The organism is Kitasatospora sp. NPDC101447, assembly GCF_044767225.1.
GTDB lineage: Bacteria > Actinomycetota > Actinomycetes > Streptomycetales > Streptomycetaceae > Kitasatospora.
The window spans coordinates 78,835-103,066 of the sequence record NZ_JBIWNL010000024.1; the positions used below are offsets into that span (position 1 = coordinate 78,835).

A 24,232-nucleotide genomic window follows, 5' to 3' on the forward strand; every position below is an offset into this window, starting at 1 on the left:
GCCGCCCCACCCCCGGGGGGGGGGCGGCGGCCCGGGGGGGCGGGGGGGCCGGGGGGGGCCCCCCCCGGGGGGCCCCCACGACGGGCACCGTCAGGGCCAGGACGGCGACGACGGCGAGCGGGCGCCGCAACCGGACCGAGCGCGGCCGGGTAGGGCGGGGCCGGGCGGGGCGGGGCGGGGATTCGGTGCGCACCCGGCCGAGCCTACGGGCAGCTCTCCAGGGGGAGGCGGGCCTCCTCCGCGGGAGGGAGGGGCGCACCGTCGAACTCCCCTCCGCAGCGTGAGGTGCAGCCGGGCCTGCTGCAGCAGACTCGTTGTCGCCGGAGCACCCGTCCCGAAGGAGAACGAACCGTCATGAACCGTCGACTCGCGACCGCTGCGACCTCGGTCCTCCTGCTGGTCGCGGCGGTGACCGCCACCGTGCCGGCCTCCGCCGCGGAACCGGCCTCGGCCGCGGACGACGCCCGGGCCGGGGCGGTGAGCGTGCGCGGCACCGGGGACACCGTCCTCACCTCCGCGTTCGGCGGCTTCGCGGGCGACCCGGTCCGGATCTCGGTCGACGCCCGCGCCACCGGCAACACGGACCCCGGTGCCACCCGCGGCCACTTCCACGTCCGTCACGTGCACAACGACGGCCGGCTGGTCGCCGACTTCGAGGGGGACATCACCTGCCTGGGCGTCGGCGGACGGGAGGCGATCGCCACCGGCGTGATCACCAAGGGCGAGGCTCCGTGGTTCCCGGGCCTGGAGGTGGTCGGCCAGAAGGTCTCGATCTCGGTGGAGGACAACGGCCGTCACGGGGACCGGCTCGGCTGGGTCTGGGGCGCGCTGGGCCAGCCGGTGGCGGACTGCCAGGGCACGGTACCGTTCATCCGCACGACCGCCGGCGACCTCACCGTGCGCGGCTGACACCCGCCCGGCCGGGGCCTTCCGAGCCTCCCGGGACTCCCGGCCCACCGTCCGTCCGTACGGGCCGTACGCCGCCGACCGGTCGCTGCCGCCCCGAGCACCCGGACACCCTGGAGGCCCCGATGTCGCCCGACCGCCCGACCGCACCCGGGCCACCCGAAGCCGGCGCGGGGTTCAACGACCCCACAGGGGAGGGCCGTTGAACCCCGCGCCCGGGCCGACCGGCCCGCTCGGCCCGGTGCCCGGATCGCCGGTCCCCGCGCCCGGCCCAGCGGTCCCCGACTACGGCCGACTCGCCGCCGTCGGTCCGTACTTCGCGCTGGACACCTCCTCCGGACCGCCGCCCGAGGGCTTCCGCCCGCTGCCCGAGCTGTACGGCACCGGCCCGGACGCACCGCTGGCCGACCGCCTGCGGGTGGTGGCCCGGCGGCTCGGCACCGGCGAACCCCGGGTCGCCGCCTCGATCCTGCACCTGGGGCTGGCCGCCCGGTTCTGGTCGGTCGGCCTCGGTTCGGCCGTCCTGCTCGGGACGGTCCCGACACTGGAGCACGCCTGGGTGCGGATCCCGGACCAGGGCCCGCTCGACCTCTGGACGCCGCCGGAGCCCGCCCGGCCGGAGGCCGGAACGCTCGCCGACCGGCTCCACGCCGCCGTGCTGACGGGCCAGTTGGAGCCGTTGGCGGCGGCCGTTCGGGCCGCGGCGCCGCTCTCGCCGCGCCTGCTGCTCGGCAACGCCGCCTCCGCCCTGGCCGGCACGTTGCGGGTGCTGGACCCCCATGCGCCGGGCGCCGCACGGGCGTTGGTCGCGGAGCTGCTGGACCGTCCGCCGCTGGCGGGAACGGGCACGCTGCGCACGGGCCCGCGCGGCACGGCGTTCCGACGGAACAGCTGCTGCCTCTACTACCGGGTCGGACCGGGTGCCGGGCTCTGCGGGGACTGCTGCTTCACCGCACCGCCCACGCGACGGGAAGACGGCCGGAACAGGTAGTGGAAGCGGGAGCGGGCCAGGAGCGCAGCACCCGATACCTTTACCAATGAATGTCATACTCGACGCCGCACCGGTACCACCCCGCGCCGGCCGTCACACCTGCACCACCACCCAGTCCACCGCCTCCGACGGCACCCGCACCCGCTCGACCGTCGGACCACCTACCGGCTCACCCGCCGGACCGCCGAGGAGCGCCCGCGCCAGCGAACCGACCGGCAGCACCGGGGTGGTGGCGGCCAGCACCCGCCCCTCGCCGTCGAGCAGTGCGGCCCCGCCGGGCAGCGCCCGCAGCGGCTGCACCAGCAGCCGCTCCAGCGCGGCCAGCGGGACGTCCCCGGCGACCACCCCGACGAAGCCCACGCCCGGAACCGCCACCGGCCGGGCGCAGCAGAGGACGTAGCGGTCCGCGCAGAGCAGGTCGACCTGCGGCCCGGCGACCACCGCGCACCCCTCGTCCCGGGGCCGGGCGAACCAGGGCAGCGTCCGGTAGTCGTAGAACTCGGCGTCCCCCGGGTCCAGCGGGATCCGCAACCGCCGCTCCCCGGCGCCCCGCCCGCCGCGGTACCACCACTCCGCGTGCAGCTCGGCATCGGCGAGCGCGCCGGGCGCCACGACGGCGCCGCAGCCGAACCAGCGCGAGCCCGGCCGGGCCAGCAGCTCGCGCACCGGCCCCTGCAGCACGGCGAGTTCGGCCGCGACGGGCCGTCGCCCCGCGGCGGCCGTCCGGTCCCAGCACTCGGCGGTGGCCGCCCGCAGGCCGTCCAGGTCGGCGAGCACCGCGTCGACGGCGGCGGCGACCTGCCGGGCACAGGCCTCGGCGGTGGCGGGCAGGGTGAACGTGCTGGTCATGACGGCTCCGGCGGGCGGTTGGGGTTCCGGGTGCGACGGCACGACGCCCGGTCAGCCGTCGTCCGCCAACTCCAGGTGCCCCCGGACCAGGTGGTGCACGCATCCGATGACGTGCGCCTCGGCTGCGGAGCGGGCGCCGGCCGCGTCGCCGGCCAGGACGGCGACCAGGATCTCCCGGTGCTGCTCGGCCAGGCGCTCCTGGTCGGGGCCGTACGGGGCGGGCAACCAGAGCAGCGGGCCGAGTTCGGCCTGCAGCCGGACGGCGAGCTGGGTGAGGCGCACCGACTGGGCGGCGACGGCGAGTTCGATGTGGAAGCGGGCGTCGGCACGGCGCTGCTCGGCGGGCCCGGCGGCGTCGCGCAGCTCGTGCACCAGGCGGGTGAGCCGGGGGCCGAGGTCGGCGGGGGCGCGTTCGGCGGCGAGCCGGGCGGCGGTGCCGAACACGGCCAGCTCCTCGTCCCCCAGGTCGCGCAGGTCCACCGTGGCGGTGTCCCGCAGCCGGGCGAGCTGGAGGGGCTCGGAGCCCTCGACGGGCGTGCGGACGAAGCTGCCGCCGTTGCGGCCGCGCCGGGTCTCGATCAGGCCGGCCTCGCGGAGCAGCGCGAGCGCTTCCCGGACGGTGCCGTTGGCGACGCCGAGCTGGTCGGACAGGTCGTTCTCGCTGGGCAGTTGGTCCCCGTCGGCGACCAGGCCGAGGGCGATCGCCTCGGTGATCCGGCGGGCCACGGCGTCGGCGCGCCCGAGGTCGGTGAGCGGCGCGAGCACGGCGCTGAGCAGCGGGGTCGCACTGCCGATGGTCGTCATGCCGTACCCCCTCCTCGATCGCCGCCGCCGGCACACCGCCCGGCCGGGTGCTTCCGGCAGGGTACCGCCGGTCGGCGCGCACCCTTGCCGCTAGAAACCCAATCTCGTATGTTTTCCCGCAGCCTCGGCCCGAGCGCCGACCCCGCTCGGCCCTGCTGCAGAACACCGCACCGCCGCACGACACCGCACCGCCGAACAGCATTCCCCCGACGCACGCCCGCAACGCACTCCCCCGACGCATCACGACACGTTCCCAGGAGCAGGTCATGACCGATGCCAGTGCACGTGCCACCGCCGCCGGTCCACCCGGCGGCGCCCCCGACGCGGACGCCGAACGGCTGGCCGCCCTCGGGTACACCTCCGAGTTCAAACGCGACATGAGCCTCTGGGCGAACTTCTCCCTCGGCTTCACCTATCTCTCCCCCGTCGTCGGCGTGTACACGCTCTTCGCCTCCTCCCTCAGGACCGCCGGCCCGCCGATGGTCTGGAGCTTCCTGATCGCGGGTGTCGGCCAGCTGCTGGTCGCGCTGGTGTTCAGCGAGGTGGTCGCCCAGTTCCCGGTCGCCGGCGGGGTGTACCCGTGGGCGCGCCGGCTCTGGGGCCGGACCTGGGGCTGGCTGACCGGCTGGGTCTACCTGCTGGCGCTGATGTCCACCATCGCGGCCGTCGCCTACGGTGCCGGCCCGTACGTGGCCGCGCTGCTCGGCGTGGAGCCGAGCACGGCGACGACCGTCTGGTGCGCGCTCGGCCTGCTGGCGCTGGCCACCGTGATCAACCTCGGCGGCACCCGGGTGCTGTCGGCGGCGGCGGTGTTCGGCTTCGCCGCCGAGCTGCTCGGTGCGCTCGCCGTGGGGGCCTGGCTGCTGCTGACGCACCGCTACCACGGCCTCGGCGTGGTCTTCGACAGCTTCGGCGCGGGCGCCGGCGGCTCGTACACCGACGCGTTCCTGGCCGCCGGTCTGATCGCGGTCTTCCTCTTCTTCGGCTTCGAGGCCTGCGGCGACGTCGCCGAGGAGGTGCCCGACCCGGGTCGACAGATCCCCAAGTCGATGCGGCGCACCATCTATGTGGGCGGCGCGGCCGCGATCGGGGTCAGCCTGGCCCTGGTGATGTCGATCAAGGACATCGGCGCGGTGGTCTCCGGCAGTGACGAGGATCCGGTGGCCGCGGTGCTGCACGACGCGTTCGGCGCGACCGGCGCGCGGGTGGTGATCGGCGTGGTGCTGATCTCCTTCCTGTCCTGCGTGCTGAGCCTGCAGGCGGCGGCGAGCCGGCTGACCTACTCCTTCGCCCGGGACCGGATGATCGCGGGCAGCCGCCTGCTGGCCACCGTCTCGGTGCGGCTGCGGGTGCCGCCGTACGCGCTGCTGCTCGCGGCGGCGCTGCCGGGCGTGATCATCGTGGGGGCCTCGGCTCTCTCCGGGGGAGCCCTGACGAAGATCATCTCCTTCTCCAGCATCGGCATCTACCTGGCCTTCCAGATGGTGGTGCTCGCCTCCCTGCGAGCCCGACTGCGCGGCTGGCGCCCGAGCGGGGACTTCCGGCTCGGGCGCTGGGGGCTCGCGGTGAACGTCGGCGCGCTGGTCTACGGCGTCGCCGCGATCGTCAACATCTGCTGGGGCCGCACCCCGGACGCCGCCTGGTACGACGACTACCTCGTGCTGCTCTCGGCGGTGATCGTGCTCGCCGCGGGCGGGCTCTACCTCCTCCTGGCCCGCCCCCACCTGCGCGGCGACGCCCCCTCCGGCGACGCGACGGGCCTCGCAATGGACCCCGAGACGGACTCCGCGACACGCCCCGCGACAGGCCCCGCGACGGGCCCCGCGACGGGCCCCGCGGCGGCCGCCAACAGCCCCGCCGCCAACAGCCCCGCCGCCGACCGGGGACCGGTCACATGACCGGGCTCCCCCTCGACGGCGTCCTGGTCGCCGACTTCGGCCGCGTCCTCGCCGCGCCCTACCTCACCATGCTGCTGGCCGACCTCGGCGCCGACGTGATCAAGGTCGAGAAACCCGGCACCGGCGACGACACCCGCGCCTGGGGCCCGCCCCACGCCCAGGGCGAGGCCACCTACTTCCTCTCCGTCAACCGCAACAAGCGCTCCCTCACCCTCGATCTGCACGACCCGGCCGATCTCGCCCGCGCCGTCGAACTCGTCCGCCGCGCCGACGTGTTGGTGGAGAACTTCCGCCCCGGCACGATGGCGCGGCACGGCCTCGGCCCCGCCCGGGCGCAGGCCCTCAACCCCCGGCTCGTCTACTGCTCGATCACCGGCTTCGGCTCCGGCAAGGGCGCCGAACTCCCCGGCTACGACCTGCTGGTGCAGGCGGTCGGCGGCCTGATGTCGGTGACCGGCCCGGCGCCCGGCGAGCCGGTGAAGGCCGGGGTCGCACTGGTGGACGTGCTCACCGGGCTGCACGCGGCGGTCGGCGTGCTGGCGGCGCTGCGCGAGCGCGAGAGCACCGGGCGGGGCCAGCTGGTGGAGCTGAACCTGCTGTCCACCCTGCTCTCCGGTCTGGTCAACCAGTCTGCCGGCTACACCCTGGCCGGCGCCGTGCCCGGCATCCTCGGCAACCGCCACCCCTCGATCGCCCCGTACGAGGTGTTCACTGCCGCCGACCGCCCGCTGGTCGTCGCGGTCGGCAACGACCGCCAGTTCGCCGCCCTCTGCCGGGGTGTCGGTGCGCCCGAGCTGGCCGACGACCCGCGGTTCGCCACCAACTCCGAGCGGGTTGCGCACGTGTCCGTGCTCGCCCGCGAGCTCACGGCCCGGCTCGAACGCCGTACCGCCGCCGAGTGGTTCGCGGTGCTCACCCCGCTCGGCGTGCCCTGCGGCCCGGTCAACGACGTGGCCGAGGCCTTCGCCCTGGCCGACTCCCTCGGCCTCGATCCGCGCGCCCCGCTGCCCGGCCCGGACGGCGGCCCGCTGGACCTGGTCGCCAACCCGATCGGCCTGTCCCGCACCCCTCCGCGCTACCAGCTGCCCCCGCCCCGGCTCGGCGAGCACACGGCCGAGCTCACCGCCTGGCTGGACGCCCCCGTGACCCCCGCACCACCCGGGGGCCGGATGGCCCGCACCGACCCCGAGGCCCCCGGAAGCCCCGAAGGCCCCGCGGACCCCGGGGAACCGGCCTGAGCACGGCCCGCGCGTCGGCCCGCGTCCGGCTTGTCCAGGGCCGGGCGCGGGCCGCGAATCCCCACCCGTGCCGATGCCCTGGCGCCGGGTGAAGCCTTCCGGGGGGCGGGGTCAGACCGCGACCGCCTCCGCCATCTCCTCCTCGGCCTCCGCCGGCGTCTCCACCGGACGGCGACCGCGTCGCTCGTACGCCGCCGCGGCCACCAGGGCGGCCCCGCCCAGCAGCAGCCAGACCAGCAGGGTCACGACGTGGCCGCCGAGGCCCGCGCCGCCGTCGAAGTACAGGAGGCTGCGCGCGCCCTCCAGGAAGCCGGCGCCGGTCCAGAAGCCGTGCAGGGCGCCGAAGAAGCCGTTCTGCAGCTCGGGCCGGTAGATGCCGCCCGAGGACGTGAAGTTGAGCATCACGAACAGCACCATCAGGGCGAGCGTGGTCCACTTCTTCAGGAAGCTGTGCAGGCCGATGCCGACCAGCACGATGCCCGCCGAGTAGAGCCAGCCCAGCGCCCAGACCGCGGCGAGGTCGTGGTCGACGACGTGGAACACCGGCCCGGCGGTGACGATCCCGATGACGCTGACCACCAGTGAGACCGCCACCCCGACGAGCGCCCGGACCGCCATGCCCAGCCCGGCCCCGGCGGCGCCGATCACCGCCACGCTCGCGTACGAGCCGATGCTCAGCGCGACCAGCAGGAAGAACAGGCCCTGGCCGGTCGGGTCGCCCTCGGCCGGGGCGGTGAGGTCGGTGACGTGCAGCGGGACGCCCTGCCGGTCGGTGACGTTCGTGAACACCGCCGTGGCGGCGACCACCGAGGTGTCCGAGTTCCCCTTGGCCACGATCAGCTCGGGGCTCCTGGCGTCCGGGACGAAGGCGCCGACCAGGTCGCGGTCGCGCAGCTGCCGCTCGGCGGCGGACCGGTCGTCGACGGTGCGGACGTCGAGCGCGTCACCGGCCTTCTCCCGGATCGTCTGCGCCAGGCCGTGCGCCTGGTCGGTGGTGCCGACGACGGCGACCTTGAGGTGGTGCGGCTCGGGCTGGTGGAACGCGCTCTGGTAGGCGAGCGCCATGCCGAGGCACATCAGCAGCGGGGTGATCAGATGGACGGCGAGGTGCTTGAGCGAGTGCCCCGGGGTGGGCGCCGCGGCGGGGTTCTGGGGTGTGCTCATGGCGTTCGTACCGTCCTCCGGTGGTGTCTCGCACGGGGCAAGAGGGTGGTAAATGCAACCAATGCAGGTGGCAAATGCAACCATCTATGGATGTAGCTTACAACCACCCGACATCGGACGGAAGCCGGCCTCGGGGCCGGCCCCGAGGACGAGCCCCCAGGACCGGCCCGAGGGACCGGTTCCCGGGACCGGCCCCCGCCGACCGCGATCAGCCCAGGTCGAACACCCCGTAGGAGAACCCGTCCGCCCGCAGCTCCCCGTCCGCCACCCGCACGCCCTGTACCTGCAACGGCCGGACGCCTGCCGGCACCACGCCCCGCACCTGCTCCGGCAGCACGTCCGACAGCCGTACGGCCCCCGGCTCCCGGCGCGGGTTGACCGCCACCAGGTACCGCCCGGCCCGGGTGTACACCAGCGGGTAGCCGGCCTGCCGGACCTCCACCCCGCCGGCGGAGCCCAGCCCCCGGTGCGCCCGGCGCAGCGCGATCAGCCGCCGGACGGTGTGCAGCAGCGAGGTCGGGTCGGCGCGCTGGGAGAGCACGTCCGGGCGGTGCGGGTCCGGGTCCACCGGCAGGTACAGCCGCTCCGCCGGCGCACCGGAGAAGCCCGCCGTGGGGCCGGGCGTCCACTGCATCGGGGTGCGCGAGCCGGCCCGGTTGAAGCGCGGCCCGAGCACGCTGCCCTCGGTGTCGGGCAGGCCGGCCAGGTAGCGCATGCCGATCTCGTCGCCGTAGTAGACGGCCGGGAGGGTGGGCCAGGTGAGCAGGAAGGCGAAGGCGGGCGCGAGCTGCTCGGCGGTGCGGTGGCCGGCGGCCAGCCGCGAGAAGTCGTGGTTGGCGGTCGGCAGCACGATGTGCCCGTTGCCCTCGGTGAGTTCGGCGGCGGAGCGCCAGGCGTCCAGGAAGGGCTGCGGGGTGCCGCGGCCCTCGGCCTCGAAGTAGCAGGCCTCCTGCTGCCAGAACTCCTCGACCGTACCGCCGTTGTTGTTCCACAGGGAGCGCAGCGGCAGGCCGTGGTCCTCGCCGCCGAAGTGCAGGAAGAAGTCCGCGTGGAAGCCGGCCGCGACGGCGGCGGCCGGCTCGCCCCACTCGGCGAGGAGGGCGGCCTGGGGGTGGGCACGGTCCAGCCAGTCCCGCAGCTCGGTCCAGAGCTTGGCGGTCTCGGCCTTGCCCGGATCGTCCTTGACCAGCGAGTACGCCATGTCCACCCGGAAGCCGGACACGCCGAGGCCGAGCCAGTGCGCCATGATGTCGCGCAGCGCCGCCCGGTTGGCGCGCGGCCCCTCGGCGTCCACCGGCTGACGCCAGGGCTCGGCCGGACTGCTGCGCGCGTAGCCGAAGTTGAGGGCGGGCTGGCAGTCGAAGAAGTTCGGCCGGTAGCAGCCCGGGCGGCTGCCGGGTGAGGCCACGAAGCCGTCCACCGGCCGGTCGGACCAGATGTAGCGGTGGTCGGACGCGTCCTCGGCGGCGGCCAGGAACCAGGGGTGGCGGTCGGAGGTGTGCCCGGCGACCAGGTCCAGCAGGATCCTGATGCCGCGGCGGCGGGCGGCCTCGACCAGCCCGACCAGGTCCTCGGTGCTGCCGTAGCGCGGGGCCGGGGCGAGGTAGTCGGTGATGTCGTAGCCGGCGTCGCGGAACGGCGAGGCGAAGCAGGGGTTGAGCCAGACGGTGTCGACGCCGAGCCAGGCGAGGTGGTCGAGGTGCTCCGCGATGCCGGCGAAGTCGCCGATGCCGTCGCCGTCGGAGTCGGCGAAGGTCTGCGGGTAGATCTGGTAGAGGACGGCGTCGGCGAGCCAGTCGGGGCCGGGGCGGGTCGAGGTCATGGGTGGGTTCCTCCTACCGGGTCCGGGGCCCGGGGTGCACCGGGCGGGGCTGAGCCGGGCCGGACTCGGCCGGGGGCCGAACCGGGTGCCACCGATTCTCGTCCGTTCCCGGCCGTCCCGACAGTCCGCCTCGCCCCGCCACCGCCGCTCCCGGCCCCCGCGCCTCCCGGCGTGTCTCCGCCGCGCGTCGCGGCCCACTCCCGGCACACCTCCCGGCGTCCCTCCGCGCCCCTCCGCCGCGGTGTACCGCCGCGCGTCGCGGCACGGCGCCGCTACGCCTTGCCGCACGCTTCCGTGAACGCCCGGGCCCGCCGGGTGATCTCCGCCCAGTCCCCCGCCGCGACCGCCTCCGGCGGCACCACGTCCGTCCCCGCGCAGACCGCGAGCGCGCCCTGCCCCAGGAACTCGGCGGCGTTGCCCGCGTTCACCCCGCCGGAGGCCACCAGCGGCACGCCCGGGTACGGGCCGCGGAGGTCCCTGAAGTAGCCGGGCCCGAACGCCCGGGCCGGGAAGATCTTGACGGCGGCGGCACCCAGGTCCACCGCGCGGGCCACCTCGGTCGGGGTGAGCGCCCCGAGCACCACCGGCACCCCGGCGCCCTTCGCCGCCGCCGCGACCTCGGGCCGGCAGCCGGGCGTGACCAGGAAGGAGGCGCCGGCCGCGACCCCGCGCTCGGCCTGCTCGGCGGTCAGCACGGTGCCGACGCCGACCCGGTGCCCGGCCTGCGCGGCGTGCCGCAGATGGCTCGTCACATCCGGTGTGGTGTAGGTGAACTCGGTCCACCGGATGCCCCCGGCGGCGAGTGCGGCGCACAGCGCTGGAGCGTCCGGGATGCTCGGTGCGCGGACCACCGCGATCACCCGGTCGGTCTGCAGGGAGGCGAGGGGTGTCATGCGGCTCGGGTTCCTCGGTCGGTGCGGCGCAGGGCGCGCCCGGGGCGGGCGCCGGTGGTGCGACCCTGCCGGACGACGGCGGTGCCGTTGACGTACACGGCCTCGATGCCCTCGGCGGGCCGCCGGGGGTGCTCGAAGGTCGCGGTGTCCCGGACCCGTTCGGGGTCGAGGAGCACCAGGTCGGCGTGGTGGCCGGGGGCGATCCGGCCACGCCGGTGCAGGCCCAGCCGGGCGGCGGGCCGGCCGGTCATCCGGGCGACCGCCTCCTCCAGCGTCAGCACGCCCGACTCCCGGCTGTAGTGGCCGAGGTAGCGCGGGAAGGTGCCCCAGGCCCGCGGGTGCGGCCGGGCGCCGACCAGCAGTCCGTCACTGCCGACGGTGTGTACCCGGTGGCGCATGATCGCCCGGACGTTCTCCTCGTGCCCGACGTGCTGGAGGATCGTGGTGGCCAACTCGTCCCGGCGCAGCAGGTCGAGGAACACCTCGGTGCCGGTGCGTCGCTCCTCGTCGGCGATCTCGGCGACGGTCCGGCCGACGGCCGGGGCCAGCTCCGCCGACCGGACGCCGGAGACCTGGATCGTCGCCCAGTCGGTGACCACGCCGTGGCAGCCGTCGCTGCCCTTCTCCTCCACCTCGTACCGGATCCGGGCGCACTGCGCCGGGTCGGTCAGTCTGGCCAGTGTCGCCTCCGGTCCGCCCTCGGTGGCCCAACTCGGCAGCAGGGCCGCGAGGGTGGTGGAGCCGGGGAGGTAGGGGTAGCTGTCCAGGGTGAGGTCGACGCCGTCGGCGAGCGCCCGGTCGACCAGCTCCAGCAGCTCGCCGGCCCTGCCCCGGTTGACGCCGAAGTTCATCGTGGCGTGGGTCAGGTGCAGCCCGCAGCCGCTCCGCCGGGAGATCTCCACCATCTCCGCGTAGCCCTCCAACGCTCCCTCACCGTAAGAGCGTTGGTGCGGAGCGTGGAAGCCCCCGTAGGCCGCGACGATGGTGCACAGCTCGACCAGTTCGGCGGTGTCCGCGTACGAGCCGGGGGTGTAGCTGAGGCCGCTGGACATGCCGACCGCGCCGTCCAGCAGGCTCTTCGCCAACACCTGGCGCATCCGGTCGAGTTCGGCCGGGTTGGGCGGCCGGTCGGCCCAGCCCATGACGAGGGTGCGCAGCGTGCCGTGCGGGACGAGGTAGCAGGTATTGACGGCGACGCCGGTCCGGTCGATCCGGTCGAGGTAGCCGGCGACGTCGCGCCAGTCCCAGTCGAGGTCGGCCGGATCGCCGTTCCAGCCCGCGAGTTGACGGCGCAGCGCGGGCAGTGTGGTGTCGTCCACCGGGGCGTAGGACAGGCCGTCCTGGCCGAGGACCTCGCAGGTGACGCCCTGGGTGACCTTGGCCGGGTGCTCGGGTTCGAGCAGCAGGGCGAGGTCGGAGTGGGCGTGCATGTCGATGAAGCCGGGGGTCAGGACCAGCCCGTCGGCGTCCACCACCTCGGGCGCGTCGAGGCGGTCGCCGACGTCGGTGATCAGGCCGTCGGCGATCCGTACGTCCGCGCGGTAGCGGTCCGCACCGGTGCCGTCCACGACGGTGGCGCCCCGGAAGACGGTCGGGCCCGCCGGGTTCACCCGGTTCGCCGTCCTCGCGCTCGCCGTCATCACACCGTTCGCCGTCCTCACACTGCTCGTCGCGCTCTTCCCGACCGCCCCTGCCGCTCTCTCCCCGGCCATCAGAAGAACGTCCTGACCAGGCCGGTGACCTTCGGCTCGGCCGCGTCCGCGGAGTCCAGCACGGGGATCGCCGTCCACTTGTCGAAGGCGGTGCACGGGTGCGACACGCCCAGGCGCAGCACCGCGCCGATCGGCGCGAGGTCGCCCGCGTCCCGCAGGAAGGCGTGCTGGTCGTTGAGCGCGCCGATCCGGGCCGCCGTTCCGGTCAACTCGGCTCCGCCGCGCACCCGTTGCGGCTCGGGCAGGCCCTCGTCGAAGGGCAGGTCGCGCTTTCCGGCGTCCAGCAGGGCGAGTTGCGGTTCGGGCCGGGAGACCACCCGGGCCCAGCCGTGCAGCGCGCTGCGGAACGGCGCCACGCCGTCGGCCCGGGCGAGCGGTGAGACGCCGCGGTAGAAGCCGTCGTCGTGGGCGACGTACGCGCCCGAGCGCAGGACGACCAGGGCGTCCGGCAGGCCGGTCGTCTCCTCGGCCACCAGGTCGAAGTAGGCGCTGCCGCCGGCCGTGACCACCGGTGGCGCGTCGTCCGGGTAGGCGCGCGCGAGCCGGCCGTGGAGCCCGGCCAGGGCCCGGAGGTAGCCGCGGACGGTGGCCAGTCCGGCGGCCGAGGCGTCGTGCGCGAGCGCGCCCTCGTACCCGCCGACGCCGGCGAGGCGCAGGGTGGGGGCGCGCAGCACGGCGGCGGCGACCTCGACGGCGGCGTCCTCGCCGCGGGCGCCGGTGCGCCCGCCGGGGCCGCCGAGTTCGACCAGCACCTCGACCTTCCGCTCGGCCCCGGCGGCGCGCAGGGCCGCGTCCATCAGCCGCACGCTCTCGGCGGAGTCGACCCAGGAGAGGAAGGCGAAGTCCGGGTCGGCGGCCAGTTCGTCGGCGAGCCAGGCCAGTCCGGCCGGGTCGAGCAGGGTGTTGGCGAGCAGGATCCGCTGCACCCCGAAGGCCCGGGCGACCCGCACCTGGGGCAGGTTGGCGAGGGTGATGCCGTGGGCCCCGGCGTCGAGCTGCGCCTGCCACAGGGCGGGGGCCATGGTGGTCTTGCCGTGCGGGGCGAGCGCGACGCCCGCCTTGGCGCACCAGTCGGCCATGGTGCGGACGTTGTGCGCGAGTGCGGCGCCGTCGAGGGTGAGCAGCGGGGTGCCGAACGAGGAGAGGGTCGGGCCGCCGGCCAGCCACTCCCGCACGGTGCGGCCCCGGGTGGCGGCTCCCGGCCGCCGGTCCGGGTGGGAGTCCGGCGGAGCGGCCTTGAACCGCCGGTCCAGCGGCTCGTCGGCCAGCGCCGCCACCGCGTCGCGGGCGATGCCCGGCCCGGTGCCGCTGCTTGCGAAGGTCTGCTGCACGCTCCTCCTCCATCCGCCAGATTGCAACATGTGCAACGAGGGTTGCGCATGCTGGCAGCACGGTTCTAGCATCGGCGCCGGATCACGGTCAACGGAACTGACTCACGCTCAACGGACCAGGCCCGCACCCGACCAGGCGGACGGTCGATCGACGGAGTGGGCCCGCTCTCGACGCAACGGCCACAGACGAGGAGCCCCGCACATGCCGCGACAGGACACCCCGGGCCCGGCCCGCCCGGGCCCTCCTCCGACGGCCGTGTGCGTGGGCGAGTCGATGGCCGTCCTGCTCCCGGACCACCCCGGCCCGCTGGAGTCGGTGGAGACCTTCCGGCTCTCCGTCGGCGGCGCCGAGTCCAACACGGCCGGCGTGCTGGCCGCACTCGGCGTGCCGACCGCCTGGATCAGCCGGGTCGGAGCCGACGGCTTCGGCCGACGACTGCTGGCCGAGCTCGCCGCCCGCGGCGTGGACGTCTCGGCGGTCGCGGTCGACCCGCACCGCCCGACCGGCCTCTACCTCAAGGAGGTCGGCGGCTCCACCGGCCACGACCACGACCTCGGCCCCGGGCGCAGCCGGCTGCACTACCATCGGCGCGGTTCCGCGGCCACCGCACTGTCCCCCGCACTGCTCGCCGACCCGGACGCCGCCCGGCTGCTGGCCGACGCCCGACTGCTGCACCTGTCCGGCATCACCGCCGCGCTCTCCGACGACTGCCTCGCCCTGCTGCGCGCCCTCGTCGTCGAGCGCCGCCACACCACGGGGGCCCGGCCGGGCGGGGGCCGGGGGCTGGTCAGCTTCGACCTCAACTGGCGCCCCTCGCTGTGGCGGGACCGCGACCCGGCCGTGCTGCCCCCACTGCTGGACGCCGCCGACCTGCTGCTGCTCGGCGCGGACGAGGCGCAGGCCGCGTTCGGCACCGGCGACCCGGCCGCGCTGCGCCGTCGCTTCCCGTCCCCCGCGACCGTCGTCGTCAAGGACTCCGCCCGGCACGTCACCGCCCTGGGGCGCGACGGCACGGCGGTCACCGAACCGGCTCTCGCCGTCGAGGTGGTCGAGGCCACCGGCGCGGGCGACGCCTTCGCGGCCGGTTACCTGGCCGGCACCGTCCGGGGCCTGGACCGGCGCCGCCGCCTGCGGCTCGGTCACCTGAGCGCCGCCTGCGCCCTGACCGCCCACGGCGACCAGGCCACGCCGCCGCCCGCCGCCGTGGTGGCGGCGCTGCTCGACGCCTCGCCCGCGGACTGGGCCGCCACCCGGGTCACCGCGGGCGGCATCACCGGCCCCGCCCTGCCCGCCGGCCGCACGCACCTCGCCGGCCCGGCCGGCCCCACCGATCCGGCCGACCCCACCGGCCTCGCCGACCACGTCCCGCCCGCCGACCGCACCCGGGCACAATGAGCAGCAACCCCGGCCCTCGAAGCGGAGCACGATGAGCCAGACCGTCACCCGCGCCCTGCGCATCCTCGCCCAGCTCGGCGAGGGCGAACGTTCCCTCGACCAGCTCGCCGAGGTGCTCGGCGTCCACAAGACGACCGTTCTCCGGCTGCTCCAGAGCCTCGAAGAGGAACGATTCGTCTATCGCGACGCGGCCTACCGCTACCACCTGGGCGCGGGCCTCTTCGCCCTCTCCGGCCTGGCCCTGGAGCAGCGCGGCATCCGCCGGATCGCCGCCCCGCACCTGGCCGAGCTGAACGCCGCCACCGGCCAGACCGTGCACCTGGCCGCGTACGAGGGCGGCGAGGTGGTCTACATCGACAAGTTCGACTCGCGTCACCCGGTCCGGATGTACTCCCGCATCGGCCTGCGCGCCGCGCTGCACAGCGCCGCCGTCTCCAAGGTTCTGCTGGCCGACCTCCCGCTGCCCGAGCGGCGCCGGGTGGTGGCCGGGATCGACTTCACCCCGCACACCGAACGCACCCTCACCACGCCCGAGGCGCTGCTCGCGGAGCTGGAGAAGGTCGCCGCCCAGGGCTGGGCGCAGGACCACGCCGAGCACGAGTCCTTCATCAACTGCGTTGCCGCGCCCGTCCGGGACGCCAGCGGCCGGGTCGTCGCCGCCGCCTCCATCTCCGTCCCGGACGTCGTCCTCCCGTACGAGCAGGTGCTGGACCTCCTCCCGCACCTGCTCGCCACCGCCCGCGCCGTCTCGGCCGACTGCGGCCGCCCCGACCACAACTGACGGACAGTCACCTGACGCACTTCACGCACTTCACGTACTTCACGTACTTCACGCCAAGGAGCCCCATGCCCGCCGAGCGCCCCCAGCCCGCCGAGACCGCCCAGGCCGCCAAGCCCACCCGGCCCGCCGAGAAGGTCGAGATCCGCACCGACGGCGCCCCCGCCCCGGCCTGGACGTTCTCCCAGGGCGTCCGCAAGGGTCCGATCCTGCAGGTCTCCGGCCAGGGCCCGCAGGACCCGGCGACCGGCGAGTACCTCCACCACGGTGACGTGAAGGCGCAGACCCGGCGCACCCTGGAGAACGTCAAGGCCGTCGTCGAGGCCGGCGGCGCGACCATCGAGGACGTGGTGATGTTCCGCGTCTACCTCACCAAGCGCGCCGACTTCCCGCTGATGAACGAGGTCTACGCCGAGTTCATCGAGGAGAACGTCAAGCCCGGCGGGGTGAAGCCCTGCCGCACCACCGTCTTCGTCGAGCTCCCGCAGGAGCCGATGCTGGTGGAGATCGACGCCCAGGCCGTCGTCGTCTGACGCTCCCGTCCCCGACCGCACCCACCGCAGGGCCCGGACGCCTCCCGCGCGTCCGGGCCCTGCGCGCTTGCCACACCCGGACAGCAACATTAGGTTAGGCTCACCTAACCAACTGGAGGTCCGTCCATGAGCCTGCCCCCCGGCGACACCGAGGTCCCCGAGCCCACCACCGCCGAACGGATCCTGAGCCTGCTCGGCACGACCTCCTCGCTCGCCGTCCGTGCACTGGGCGAGCACCACGACCTGGACACCCCGGTCTCCGTCCACGGCTCCCGCCTGCGACTGCGCGCCCCACTGGACGCCCCGCTCACCGCAGCCGCCGCCCGGGCCACCGACGGCCTCGCCGTCGTCCTCGACGTCACCGACGTCTCCCCCGTCGCCGTCCGCGACCGCGTCCGCGCCCGCCTCACCCTGGCCGGCCGGCTCCGGCTGGCCCACCTCGCCGACGACGGCCTCAGCGTCCACCTGCGCGTGGACGTCGCCCACGCCGTCCTCGCCACCCCGTACGGCACCGGCGCGGTCACCGCCGCCGACCTCGCCCACGCCACCCCCGACCCGATGGCCCGCCACGAGGCCGCGATGCTCACCCACTTCGCCGACGACCACGCCGACGCGCTCGACGTCCTCACCCGCCTGCTCGACCCGGCGCTGCTCGCCCGGAACCCGGACGTCCGCCCGCTCGCCCTGGACCGCCACGGCCTGGTGCTGCGCCTGGACCACCCCGACGGGCACCGCGACGTCCGCCTGGTCTTCCCCGAACCGGCCCGCGACGTCGAGGACTTCGGCCACCGGATGCACGACCTGCTGACCGCCGCCCGGTACGGCCAGCCCGCCCACCGCGGCTGACTCCCGATCCCCTTCAGCGCGTTCAGCAGGCAGACCGTGCGAACGGATTGACCCACCGTCCGGCCGAACCGACCACCCCGGAGCGAACCCCCGTGCCGTACCGGCCCCGGAAAAGGCACCGGCCGGCCCGGCTCGCGAGGGAGGTGTGTCCCGCGAGCCGGGCCGGCCTGGGCGTGTCCCGCGCCCATGTCCACTGTGCGGCGATCACCCGGTCGAGCGGTCACCCGACATGACCATCCCGGAGGATCGATTCGCTCCGCAGCAGCGGTGGTTCCTGAAACCCCGGAAGGGTCAGAGCGCGACGCCGTGCGCGCGCAGGTAGGTGACCGGGTTGATGTCCGAGCCGTACTCCGGGGTGGTGCGGATCTCGAAGTGCAGGTGCGGGCCGGTCACGTTGCCGGTGGCGCCGGAGAGGCCGAGCTGCTGGCCGGCGGTGACGGTCTGACCGATCTTCACGCCGATCGACGAGAGGTGCGCGTACTGCGCGTACTTGCCGTCGGCGAGCTTGATCTCGACCTCGTTGCCGTAGGCGCCGCCGTTGCCGGCCTTGACCACGACACCGTTGGCGACGGCGCGCAGCGGGGTACCGGTGGAGCAGACGAAGTCCTGGCCGGTGTGGTGGCCGGAGGCCCACATCGAGCCGGCGACACCGTAGGCCTCGCCCAGGACCGGGTTGGCCAGCGGCGCGACGTAACCGGCGGTGGCGGCGACCGGAGCGGCGGTCACGGCCGGGGCCGGAGCGGCGGTCTGAACCTGGGTCTGCACCGGGGCGGCCGGCTTCGCGGCCTCGGTCTTGACCTGGACCTTGACCTGCGGCTTGGCCGGCGTGGCGGGCTTGGCCGGGGCGGCCGGCTTCGCCGGGGCGGCGTCGGCGGACGGCGCGACGGCGTGGCCGGCGATGGTGAGCTGCTGGCCCGGGAAGATCAGGTTCGGGTTGGCGCCGACGACCGAGCGGTTCTGCTCGTACAGCGCGTGCCAGCCGCCGTCGACGTTCTTGACGTCGGCGATCTTGGACAGGGTGTCACCGCTGACGACGCGGTAGCTCTCGTGCGCGGCGGCCGGAGCGGCCTGCGCGGCCGGCTTGGCGTCGGCGGCGGGGGCGGGGGCGGCAGCAGCGGCGGGGGCGGCCTGCGCGACCGGGGCAGCCGGGGCGGTGTGGGCCTGGGCGCTGATCGCGGTCACGAGCGGGAGGGCGAAGGAGGCGCCGGTGACGGCGGTGGCGATGCCGATGCGGGCGGCGCGGGGCAGGGCGATACGACGAGCCTGAGCAGGCATGGAAGTTTCCTCTCCGACGCCTGCGAGGTGAGCTGTCGGGTTCGGGCTGGAGTTGCCCGGCCGCATGCGCGGCTTCACCCCAAGCCGGCCCTGGACGCCCGCGCCCTGAGGCGCGAACTCCGGTCCGGCGACTTACCTGTGGGTCCCCCGCTCCTGCCGTACAGAGTTCAGTTCGAACCACCCGGGCAGCGGCAGGACTCGGCGTTCCACCCGGTGGATCCGTCCGGGCTGGCCGGGCGGTCGCTGAACTAAAACCCATCCGTTCGGGTGAAGCAATGTCGATCTCTTGAATCCGCAACGACCCCCGGGGATCCGGTCACCCTCCGAATGATCCGCGGCACGGTCTGTACACAATCCATTCACCCCGTGCCACTGATCCACGACCCTGCGCCGACGACGACGGCGCTGCGCAGTCGTCCGCTCACGCACCGACAGCCTCCAACACACCCACCGGTGAGCCTTGTCACGTACGCCCCACAGGGCCAGGATCGGGCCGTGGCCACCTCCGAAGCAGGCACCCTGCGCCTGGGCACCGCGCAGGGTCGCTGGGTACTCCTGGCAACGGTGCTCGGATCCAGCATGGCGATGCTCGACGGCACCGTGGTGAACGTCGCCCTGCCCCGCATCGGCGCCGACCTGGGCGCCTCCCTGGCATCCCTGCAATGGACGCTGAACGCCTATCTGCTCACCCTGGCGGGCCTGATCCTGCTCGGCGGCGCGCTCGGCGACCGGTACGGCAGACGCCGGGTCTTCCTGATCGGCGTGGTCTGGTTCGCCGTCGCCTCCGCGGCGTGCGCCGCCGCGCCGAACATCCAGGTGCTGATCGCCGCCCGCGCCGTCCAGGGCATCGGCGGGGCGCTGCTCACGCCCGGCTCGCTCGCCATGCTCCAGGCCGTCTTCCACCCTGACGACCGCTCGGCGGCGGTCGGCCTGTGGTCCGGCCTCGGCGGGGTGTCGGCCGCGGTCGGCCCCTTCCTCGGCGGCTGGCTGGTGGACGGCCCCGGCTGGCGCTGGATCTTCCTGCTGAACCTGCCGCTCGCGGCCGCCGTCATCGCGGTCACCACCCGGTCCGTACCGGAGAGCCGGGACGAGAGCGCCACCGGCCGCTTCGACGTGCTGGGCGCGGCGCTCGCCGCGCTCGCGCTCGGCGCGATCACCTACGCGCTGACCGCGGCCGGCGAGGGCCTGTCCCCCGCGGTCTGGGTCAGCGGCGTGATCGGCGTGGTGCTCGGCGTCGCCTTCGTCACCGTCGAGCGCCGCGCGCCCGAACCGATGCTGCCGCTCGGCCTCTTCTCCTCCCGGCTGTTCACCGCCGTGAACCTGGTGACCCTCTGCGTGTACGCGGCGTTCAGCGGCGTGTTCTTCCTGCTGGTGGTGCAGCTGCAGATCGTCGCCGGGTTCTCACCGCTGGTCTCGGGCTTCGCGCTGGTGCCGATCACCATCCTGATGCTGCTGCTGTCGGCGCGCGCCGGCCGGCTCGGCAAGCGGATCGGCCCGCGGATCCCGCTCACCGTCGGCCCCCTGATCTGCGCCGCCGGGGTGCTGCTGATGCTCCGCATCGGCTCCGACTCGTCGTACTGGACGGACGTGCTGCCCGCCGTCACGGTGATGGGCTGCGGGATGACCCTGCTGGTGGCGCCGCTGACGGCGACGGTGCTGGCCGCCGTCGAGGTCCGGCACGCGGGCATCGCCAGCGGGGTCAACAACGCCGCCGCCCGCGCGGCCGGCCTGCTCGCGGTGGCCGCCCTGCCGGCCCTGGCCGGGCTGAGCGGCAACGCCTACCAGGTGCCCTCCGAGGTCGACTCCGCCTTCCACACGGCGATGCTGATCTGCGCGGGCCTGCTGGCCACCGGCGGGATGATCGCCTTCGCCACCATCCGGGGCAACGTGCTGGCGCCCGAGGAGAAGCCGGTCGCCGAGCCGAACTGCGACTGGCCCTGCGGCACCACCACCCCGCCCTTCGACCCGGGCCACGTCCACACGCGCGAGGGCCCCGCCACCGGTCCGGCGGCGGGGCCCACGCCCGAGAGCTGACGCGACGTCACCTCACCGGGACGTCACGGGACATCGACCTCAGAGGATGTCACCCGGCGCGTACTTGGCGGCCTCCGGGTAGGCGGCCGCGACGGCCTCCACCAGGCGGACCACCTCGGCGACCTGGGCGCCGGCCGCACCGGTGAAGGAGAGCTTGTCGGCCAGCAGCGCGTCCAGCGCGGCGCGGTCCAGCGGGATCCGCTCGTCGGCGGCCAGGCGGTCCAGCAGCTCGTTCTCCCGGGCGCCCGCGCGCATCGCCAGTGCCGAGGCGACGGCGTGCTCCTTGATGACCTCGTGCCCGGTCTCCCGGCCGACGCCCGCGCGCACCGCGCCCATCAGCACCTTGGTGGTGGCGAGGAACGGCAGGTAGCGGTCCAGCTCGGTCTCGATCACGGCGGGGAAGGCGCCGAACTCGTCGAGAACGGTCAGGAAGGTCTCCAGCAGGCCGTCGAAGGCGAAGAAGGCGTCCGGCAGCGCGACCCGGCGCACCACCGAGCAGGAGACGTCGCCCTCGTTCCACTGGTCGCCGGCCAGCTCGCCGGTCATCGAGGCGTAGCCGCGCAGGATGACGGCCAGGCCGTTGACGCGCTCGCAGGAGCGGGTGTTCATCTTGTGCGGCATCGCCGAGGAGCCGACCTGGCCCTCCTTGAAGCCCTCCGTGACGAGCTCGTGGCCGGCCATCAGGCGGATGGTCTTGGCCAGGCTGGACGGCGCGGCGGACAGCTGGACGAGGGCGGTGAGCACCTCGAAGTCCAGCGAGCGCGGGTAGACCTGGCCGACGCTGGTCAGCACGTTGTCGAAGCCGAGGTGCCCGGCGACCCGGCGCTCCAGCTCGGCGAGCTTCTCGGTGTCCCCGCCGAGCAGGTCCAGCATGTCCTGGGCGGTGCCGACCGGGCCCTTGATCCCGCGCAGCGGGTAGCGGGCGATCAGCTCCTCCAGACGGCGGAAGGCGACCAGCAGCTCGTCGGTGATCGACGCGAAGCGCTTGCCCAGGGTGGTGGCCTGCGCGGCCACGTTGTGCGAGCGGCCGGCCATGACCAGCTCGGAGTGCTGGGCGGCCAGCTTGGCCAGGCGGACCAGCACGGCCACCGTGCGGTCGCGCACGTGCTCCAGCGACTGGCGGATCTGCAGCTGCTCGACGTTCTCGGTCAGATCCCGCGAGGTCATGCCCTTGTGGATCTGCTCGTGGCCGGCGAGCTCGCTGAACTCCTCGATCCGGGCCTTCACGTCGTGGCGGGTGATCCGCTCACGGGCGGCGATCGAGCCGAGGTCGACCTGGTCGATCACCCGCTCGTAGTCGGCGACGGCGTTCGCCGGCACCTCGACACCGAGGTCCTGCTGGGCCTTCAGGACGGCCAGCCACAGGTGGCGCTCAAGGACCACCTTGTGCTCGGGGGACCACAGCTGGGCCAGGGTCGCCGAGGCGTACCGGGAGGCCAGGACATTGGGGATCTGGGGCTTCGCGCTCACGCTTCGCAAGAGTAACAGCCGAGGTCACGCCGGACGTCGGCGGATGGGGTAGGCTGGGTCAATTGAGCACCCTTCAGGTGACGCACCACAACCTTCTCACCGCAAGGATACCACATCGATGAACGGACTTCCACCGACCGCCCGAGACTCCAGCGGTGTCCTCGCCGAGGCCCTGCGCACCGAACAGCACCGTCTCACCCGGCTCTACGACCGGCTGGACACCGTCCGCGAACGCGCCCGCCGCACCGCCGCCGGGGCCCACGACGCAGCCGCCCCCGGCGGCACCCACCAGGCCCGGCTGGAGCGCGAGGTCCGCGCCCGCGAGGCCACCCGCCACGCCGCCCGGCTCGACGCCGTCGAACGCGGGCTCTGCTTCGGCCGCCTCGACGAGCGCGACGGCACCATCCGCTACATCGGCCGCACCGGCCTGACCGACGACGCGTACGAACCGCTGCTGCTCGACTGGCGCACCCCGGCCGCCCGCCCGTTCTACACCGCGACCCCCGCCGACCCCGGCACCGTCGTCCGCCGCCGCCACCTGCACACCCGCGGCCGTACCCTCACCGGTCTGGACGACGAGGCGCTCGACCTCGCCGGGCTCGACGACTCCGGCCGCCGCGGTCTGGTCGGCGAGGCCGCCCTGCTCGCCGCCCTCGACCGGGAACGCACCGGCCGGATGGGCAGCGCCGTCGCCACCATCCAGGCCGAGCAGGACCGGGTGATCCGCTCCCCGCTGCGCGGCGCCCTGGTCGTGCAGGGCGGCCCCGGCACCGGCAAGACCCTCGCCGCCCTGCACCGCGCCGCCTACCTGCTGTTCACCCACCGCGCCGCGCTGGAGCGCCGCGGCGTCCTGCTGATCGGCCCCAACCCCGGGTTCCTGCGGTACATCGACGAGGTGCTGCCCGCCCTCGGCGAGACCGAGGTGGTGCTGCGCACCGTCGGCGAGCTCTACCCCGGTGTCACCGCCGCCGGCACCGACGCCCCCGCCACGGCGGTCGCCAAGGGCGGCCCCTGGATGGCCGGGGTCCTCCGCCGCGCCCTCGCGGCGCACCAGTCGGCGCCCGCCGAGGGCCTCGACCTCGGTGAGGGACTGACCGTCTCCGCCCGGGCCTGCGCCCAGGCCCGGGACGCCGCCCGCGGCCTGCGCGTGCCGCACAACCGGGCCCGCGCCTTCTACCTGCGCACCCTGCTCGACGCCCTCGCCATCGCCCAGGCGCTCTCCCTCGGCCGCCCGTACGACGCGGAGGAGGCCCACTACGCCCCGCGCGAGCTGTGGGCCCGGGCGGACGTCCGCGCCGCCCTCGACCCGCTCTGGCCCCTGCTCACCCCCCAAGGGCTGGTCGAACGACTGCTCACCGACGGCGAGTTGCTCACCGAAGCGGCCCCCGAGCACGCCGCCGCCCTGCTCCGCCCGCCCGGCTGCCCCTGGACCGCCGAGGACGTCCCGCTGCTGGACGAGGCCGCCGAACTCCTCGGCGAGGAGCGGCCGTCCGCGACCACCGACCGGCAGACGGACAACGATGCCGACGAACTCTCCTTCGCCCAAGGCGTGTTGACCATCACCGGGCAGACCGACGACGTCCTGCTGGACTCCGCCGCCCTGGCCGAACGCTTCCGGGACGACGGCCCCCAGCGCTCGACCGCCGAACGCGCGGCCGACGACCGCACCTGGGCGTACGGCCACGTCGTCGTCGACGAGGCGCAGGAGCTGTCCGCGATGGCCTGGCGCGCCGTCCTGCGCCGCGTCCCGGCCGGCTCGCTCACCATCGTCGGCGACCTCGCCCAGACCGGCTCCCCGGCGGGGGCCCGCAGTTGGGCCGAGATGCTCGACCCGCACCTGCCCGGCCGCTGGCGCGAGGAACGCCTGACCGTCAACTACCGTACGCCGGAGCCGATCATGGCGCTCGCCGCAGCCGTCCTGCGCACCGTGGCGCCCGACCGGCAGCCGCCCGAGTCCATCCGCCCCGGCACCGAGCGCCCGCGCGCGGTCCCCGTCCCGGACGCCGACTTCGCCACCGCGCTCGCCCGGCTCCCCGGAACGCCGGGCACCCTGGGCGTGATCGCCCCGGACGACCTGGCCGCGGAGCTGGGCGCGCTGACCGTCGCGGCCGCCAAGGGGCTGGAGTTCGACGCGGTCGTCGTGGTCGAGCCGGCCGCACTCCGCCCGCGCGACCGCTACGTCGCCCTCACCCGGGCCACCCGCACGCTCACCCTGCTCCACCACCGGCCCCTGCCGCCGGAACTCGCGGCACTGCTCTGACGACGGCGGGTCCACCCGGCGCCGGCGGCACG

Annotated in this window: 19 protein-coding genes and 1 riboswitch; of the genes, 10 read left to right on the plus strand and 9 right to left on the minus strand. The window is 75.0% G+C overall.

Annotated elements, in window-relative coordinates; genetic code table 11:
• Positions 1-354: 354 nt before the first annotated feature.
• The gene (locus tag ACIRST_RS28480) at positions 355-909 is read left to right on the plus strand and encodes a hypothetical protein (protein ID WP_350524778.1); all 555 of its coding nucleotides are present in this window, start codon (positions 355-357) and stop codon (positions 907-909) included.
• Between the two features lie 199 nt (positions 910-1,108).
• Entirely contained in the window at positions 1,109-1,897 is a 789-nt protein-coding gene (locus ACIRST_RS28485) for a (2Fe-2S)-binding protein (protein WP_402805357.1), read from the plus strand.
• A gap of 93 nt (positions 1,898-1,990) precedes the next feature.
• On the opposite strand, the gene ACIRST_RS28490 is transcribed toward ACIRST_RS28485, so the two are convergent.
• Positions 1,991-2,746, minus strand: a complete 756-nt coding sequence (locus tag ACIRST_RS28490; RefSeq protein ID WP_402805359.1) for a hypothetical protein — start codon at positions 2,744-2,746, stop codon at positions 1,991-1,993.
• A gap of 51 nt (positions 2,747-2,797) precedes the next feature.
• Positions 2,798-3,550, minus strand: a complete 753-nt coding sequence (locus ACIRST_RS28495) for a FadR/GntR family transcriptional regulator (RefSeq protein ID WP_396546147.1) — start codon at positions 3,548-3,550, stop codon at positions 2,798-2,800.
• A gap of 266 nt (positions 3,551-3,816) precedes the next feature.
• Between ACIRST_RS28495 and ACIRST_RS28500 the strand changes: the two genes are divergently transcribed.
• On the plus strand, positions 3,817-5,448 hold the full coding sequence (locus ACIRST_RS28500; RefSeq protein WP_402805363.1) for an APC family permease: 1,632 nt from the start codon (positions 3,817-3,819) through the stop codon (positions 5,446-5,448).
• A complete protein-coding gene (locus ACIRST_RS28505; RefSeq protein WP_402805365.1) occupies positions 5,445-6,686 on the plus strand; it encodes a CaiB/BaiF CoA transferase family protein in 1,242 nt (413 codons plus the stop codon). The genes ACIRST_RS28500 and ACIRST_RS28505 overlap by 4 nt, the downstream gene beginning before the upstream one ends.
• Positions 6,687-6,797: 111 nt before the next feature.
• On the opposite strand, the gene ACIRST_RS28510 is transcribed toward ACIRST_RS28505, so the two are convergent.
• The 5 genes from ACIRST_RS28510 to ACIRST_RS28530 all read right to left on the minus strand — a co-directional run bounded on the left by ACIRST_RS28510 (position 6,798) and on the right by ACIRST_RS28530 (position 13,608).
• Positions 6,798-7,850, minus strand: coding sequence for a hypothetical protein (locus ACIRST_RS28510; protein ID WP_402805367.1), 1,053 nt, complete (start codon positions 7,848-7,850; stop codon positions 6,798-6,800).
• A gap of 208 nt (positions 7,851-8,058) precedes the next feature.
• The gene (locus tag ACIRST_RS28515) at positions 8,059-9,672 is read right to left on the minus strand and encodes an alpha-amylase family glycosyl hydrolase (RefSeq protein WP_402805370.1); all 1,614 of its coding nucleotides are present in this window, start codon (positions 9,670-9,672) and stop codon (positions 8,059-8,061) included.
• A gap of 272 nt (positions 9,673-9,944) precedes the next feature.
• Positions 9,945-10,565 (minus strand): bifunctional 4-hydroxy-2-oxoglutarate aldolase/2-dehydro-3-deoxy-phosphogluconate aldolase, encoded by a 621-nt coding sequence (locus ACIRST_RS28520; RefSeq protein ID WP_402805373.1) that lies wholly within the window; start codon positions 10,563-10,565, stop codon positions 9,945-9,947.
• Positions 10,562-12,205: an amidohydrolase family protein gene (locus tag ACIRST_RS28525; protein ID WP_402805376.1), complete on the minus strand. Its 1,644-nt coding sequence runs from the start codon at positions 12,203-12,205 to the stop codon at positions 10,562-10,564. Before ACIRST_RS28525 ends, ACIRST_RS28520 begins: the two co-directional genes overlap by 4 nt.
• Before the next feature lie 71 nt (positions 12,206-12,276).
• The gene (locus ACIRST_RS28530) at positions 12,277-13,608 is read right to left on the minus strand and encodes an amino acid deaminase (protein ID WP_402805379.1); all 1,332 of its coding nucleotides are present in this window, start codon (positions 13,606-13,608) and stop codon (positions 12,277-12,279) included.
• Positions 13,609-13,810: 202 nt separating this feature from the next.
• On the opposite strand from ACIRST_RS28530, the gene ACIRST_RS28535 reads away from it, so the two are divergent.
• The 4 genes from ACIRST_RS28535 to ACIRST_RS28550 all read left to right on the plus strand — a co-directional run bounded on the left by ACIRST_RS28535 (position 13,811) and on the right by ACIRST_RS28550 (position 17,161).
• Positions 13,811-15,004, plus strand: a complete 1,194-nt coding sequence (locus ACIRST_RS28535) for a sugar kinase (protein WP_402805382.1) — start codon at positions 13,811-13,813, stop codon at positions 15,002-15,004.
• A 31-nt stretch (positions 15,005-15,035) separates the two neighbouring features.
• A complete protein-coding gene (locus tag ACIRST_RS28540; protein ID WP_350524790.1) occupies positions 15,036-15,785 on the plus strand; it encodes an IclR family transcriptional regulator in 750 nt (249 codons plus the stop codon).
• Positions 15,786-15,850: 65 nt separating this feature from the next.
• Positions 15,851-16,315: a RidA family protein gene (locus tag ACIRST_RS28545; RefSeq protein ID WP_402805386.1), complete on the plus strand. Its 465-nt coding sequence runs from the start codon at positions 15,851-15,853 to the stop codon at positions 16,313-16,315.
• Positions 16,316-16,441: 126 nt separating this feature from the next.
• A complete protein-coding gene (locus tag ACIRST_RS28550; protein WP_402805389.1) occupies positions 16,442-17,161 on the plus strand; it encodes a DUF2470 domain-containing protein in 720 nt (239 codons plus the stop codon).
• Positions 17,162-17,452: 291 nt separating this feature from the next.
• On the opposite strand, the gene ACIRST_RS28555 is transcribed toward ACIRST_RS28550, so the two are convergent.
• Positions 17,453-18,436: a peptidoglycan DD-metalloendopeptidase family protein gene (locus ACIRST_RS28555; protein WP_402805391.1), complete on the minus strand. Its 984-nt coding sequence runs from the start codon at positions 18,434-18,436 to the stop codon at positions 17,453-17,455.
• 2 nt (positions 18,437-18,438) lie between these two features.
• A riboswitch (cyclic di-AMP (ydaO/yuaA leader) is annotated at positions 18,439-18,619 on the minus strand.
• A gap of 312 nt (positions 18,620-18,931) precedes the next feature.
• Between ACIRST_RS28555 and ACIRST_RS28560 the strand changes: the two genes are divergently transcribed.
• Positions 18,932-20,470 (plus strand): MFS transporter, encoded by a 1,539-nt coding sequence (locus ACIRST_RS28560; protein WP_402805394.1) that lies wholly within the window; start codon positions 18,932-18,934, stop codon positions 20,468-20,470.
• Between the two features lie 39 nt (positions 20,471-20,509).
• Here ACIRST_RS28560 and purB read toward each other — a convergent pair whose 3' ends face one another.
• Positions 20,510-21,949 (minus strand): adenylosuccinate lyase, encoded by a 1,440-nt coding sequence (gene purB / locus ACIRST_RS28565; protein WP_350524795.1) that lies wholly within the window; start codon positions 21,947-21,949, stop codon positions 20,510-20,512.
• A 109-nt stretch (positions 21,950-22,058) separates the two neighbouring features.
• On the opposite strand from purB, the gene ACIRST_RS28570 reads away from it, so the two are divergent.
• Positions 22,059-24,200: a HelD family protein gene (locus tag ACIRST_RS28570; protein WP_402805396.1), complete on the plus strand. Its 2,142-nt coding sequence runs from the start codon at positions 22,059-22,061 to the stop codon at positions 24,198-24,200.
• Positions 24,201-24,232 lie beyond the last annotated feature (32 nt).

Bases quoted from the DNA above. Each gene is read 5' to 3' on its own strand.
- ACIRST_RS28480 (WP_350524778.1), top strand. From the start codon at position 355: ATGAACCGTCGACTCGCGACCGCTGCGACCTCGGTCCTCCTGCTGGTC.
- ACIRST_RS28490 (WP_402805359.1), bottom strand. From the start codon at position 2,746: ATGACCAGCACGTTCACCCTGCCCGCCACCGCCGAGGCCTGTGCCCGG.
- ACIRST_RS28495 (WP_396546147.1), bottom strand. From the start codon at position 3,550: ATGACGACCATCGGCAGTGCGACCCCGCTGCTCAGCGCCGTGCTCGCG.
- ACIRST_RS28500 (WP_402805363.1), top strand. From the start codon at position 3,817: ATGACCGATGCCAGTGCACGTGCCACCGCCGCCGGTCCACCCGGCGGC.
- ACIRST_RS28505 (WP_402805365.1), top strand. From the start codon at position 5,445: ATGACCGGGCTCCCCCTCGACGGCGTCCTGGTCGCCGACTTCGGCCGC.
- ACIRST_RS28510 (WP_402805367.1), bottom strand. From the start codon at position 7,850: ATGAGCACACCCCAGAACCCCGCCGCGGCGCCCACCCCGGGGCACTCG.
- ACIRST_RS28515 (WP_402805370.1), bottom strand. From the start codon at position 9,672: ATGACCTCGACCCGCCCCGGCCCCGACTGGCTCGCCGACGCCGTCCTC.
- ACIRST_RS28520 (WP_402805373.1), bottom strand. From the start codon at position 10,565: ATGACACCCCTCGCCTCCCTGCAGACCGACCGGGTGATCGCGGTGGTC.
- ACIRST_RS28525 (WP_402805376.1), bottom strand. From the start codon at position 12,205: ATGACGGCGAGCGCGAGGACGGCGAACCGGGTGAACCCGGCGGGCCCG.
- ACIRST_RS28535 (WP_402805382.1), top strand. From the start codon at position 13,811: ATGCCGCGACAGGACACCCCGGGCCCGGCCCGCCCGGGCCCTCCTCCG.
- ACIRST_RS28540 (WP_350524790.1), top strand. From the start codon at position 15,036: ATGAGCCAGACCGTCACCCGCGCCCTGCGCATCCTCGCCCAGCTCGGC.
- ACIRST_RS28545 (WP_402805386.1), top strand. From the start codon at position 15,851: ATGCCCGCCGAGCGCCCCCAGCCCGCCGAGACCGCCCAGGCCGCCAAG.
- ACIRST_RS28550 (WP_402805389.1), top strand. From the start codon at position 16,442: ATGAGCCTGCCCCCCGGCGACACCGAGGTCCCCGAGCCCACCACCGCC.
- ACIRST_RS28555 (WP_402805391.1), bottom strand. From the start codon at position 18,436: ATGCCTGCTCAGGCTCGTCGTATCGCCCTGCCCCGCGCCGCCCGCATC.
- ACIRST_RS28570 (WP_402805396.1), top strand. From the start codon at position 22,059: ATGAACGGACTTCCACCGACCGCCCGAGACTCCAGCGGTGTCCTCGCC.